Origin of the sequence: Candidatus Phytoplasma sp. AldY-WA1, from assembly GCF_020312115.2 — a bacterium.
Classification (GTDB): domain Bacteria; phylum Bacillota_I; class Bacilli_A; order Acholeplasmatales; family Acholeplasmataceae; genus Phytoplasma; species Phytoplasma vitis.
This window is the reverse complement of record NZ_JAHRHX020000105.1, coordinates 1-1,404: the sequence shown is the minus strand read 5'-3', so window position 1 is coordinate 1,404 and position 1,404 is coordinate 1. Positions and strand designations below refer to the sequence as shown.

The 1,404-nt window shown below is 21.2% G+C and carries 1 protein-coding gene and 1 pseudogene; one reads left to right on the top strand and one right to left on the bottom strand.

The window, feature by feature from the left end; all coding sequences use genetic code 11:
* Nucleotides 1-187 (bottom strand): annotated as a pseudogene (locus KTO59_RS04260) (SAM-dependent methyltransferase); the annotation flags it as partial.
* A gap of 146 nt (nt 188-333) precedes the next feature.
* On the opposite strand from KTO59_RS04260, the gene KTO59_RS04255 reads away from it, so the two are divergent.
* The gene (locus KTO59_RS04255) at nt 334-1,404 is read left to right on the top strand and encodes a hypothetical protein (protein ID WP_284928816.1); all 1,071 of its coding nucleotides are present in this window, start codon (nt 334-336) and stop codon (nt 1,402-1,404) included.

Sequence of the window (1,404 nt, the reverse complement as noted above, 5' to 3'; positions counted from 1 at the left end):
CTGGATATTCAATTTCAAGTTGATTAATTATTTGTTTTAAGTCTATATCATAATTTTTAGGAACAGATTTTTGTTTTTCCCAACGTTTGATAGTACCTTTGTGAACTTGGAGAAAATTTAAAACAAAATCTAAACCTTTGAATTCTTTGATACTTAAAAATGCATCAAAAGAAGTTGCATTTTTCATTTTTGCACCCACTTTCTTCTTGATTATTATATCATAATTTATCGCACTGTTATAATTTTTTGTAAATAAATTCATTTTTAATACCGAAAAGACTAGTTTAAAACAACTAGTCTTTTTTTTGCTTTTAGTAAAAAGGAGTATTAAAAATGAACGAAATTGACAAAAGCAAATTAGATGATTTTGACAAAGGTGAAATGACTGAAAATGACAAAGACGTATTAGAAATTTTAAAAACAAAAATCTTAAAAACTAACAAATTTAAAAAAAGCATATTAGAATTTGAATCATGCTATTTTAATCTTTTTAAAGAATTTAATGTTTTTTTATTAGAAAATGAAGTTGACGATGAAGAAATAAAAAAAGAAATTGAAGATTTAATTAAAAAAATTAAAAATCTTTTATTTTATGAAATAATTAATTATAAATTTCCATTTTCATTAGAAAAAGAAGACTTGTTATTAATAACTTATCAACTTTTAACAGAAAAAAAGGAAAAAATTAAATTAGAAATTCAAAAACTTAGAAAATCAGACATTATTACTATTAAATGTTTTATAAAAACATTAATTCGAAATCATTTTAAAAATTTATCAAGAAATCGAAATCGTCATGAAATAGGATTTATTGATATCGAAGATTCTAATCTTACAGATTCAAACGAAAAAATTGACGCATTAAACAATCTAACAATACATAAAAAAAACGAAACTAAATTCGGAGACGAACTTTATCGTCAAGAATGTGAAACGAATTTATTAAATAACATCGTTAATCATGAATTGACAAAAGCGGAATTAAAAATTTTTCAAACTGTTTATCAAGTAGAAAATAATTTTAAAGAAGTAAAACAATTCAATCCTTTAACAAATGAAGAAGTTGCTAACGAATTGAATACAACAAAAACTTTTATTGAAAAAGAAAAGAAAACAATTCATAAAAAAATAAAATCTGCTAAACAAAAACGTCGATTAGTTGATTTATTAACAATCACGAAAATCACAAATAAAGATTTCTTAAAAACATTAAAATGTTGTCAATTAAAAGAAAATCAACCACAAATAACGTATTTTTCAGATGATGAAAATACACTTTATTACAGTGAATTTGATAAAAAATTAGTTTTTCAATTAATTGAAAAAAAAGATAATCAATATAAATTAAGTAAATTATATTTTGATGAAATCGATTGTATTGAAAAAGAAAAGAAAATTAAATAA

Bases quoted from the DNA above. Each gene is read 5' to 3' on its own strand.
- KTO59_RS04255 (WP_284928816.1), top strand. From the start codon at position 334: ATGAACGAAATTGACAAAAGCAAATTAGATGATTTTGACAAAGGTGAA.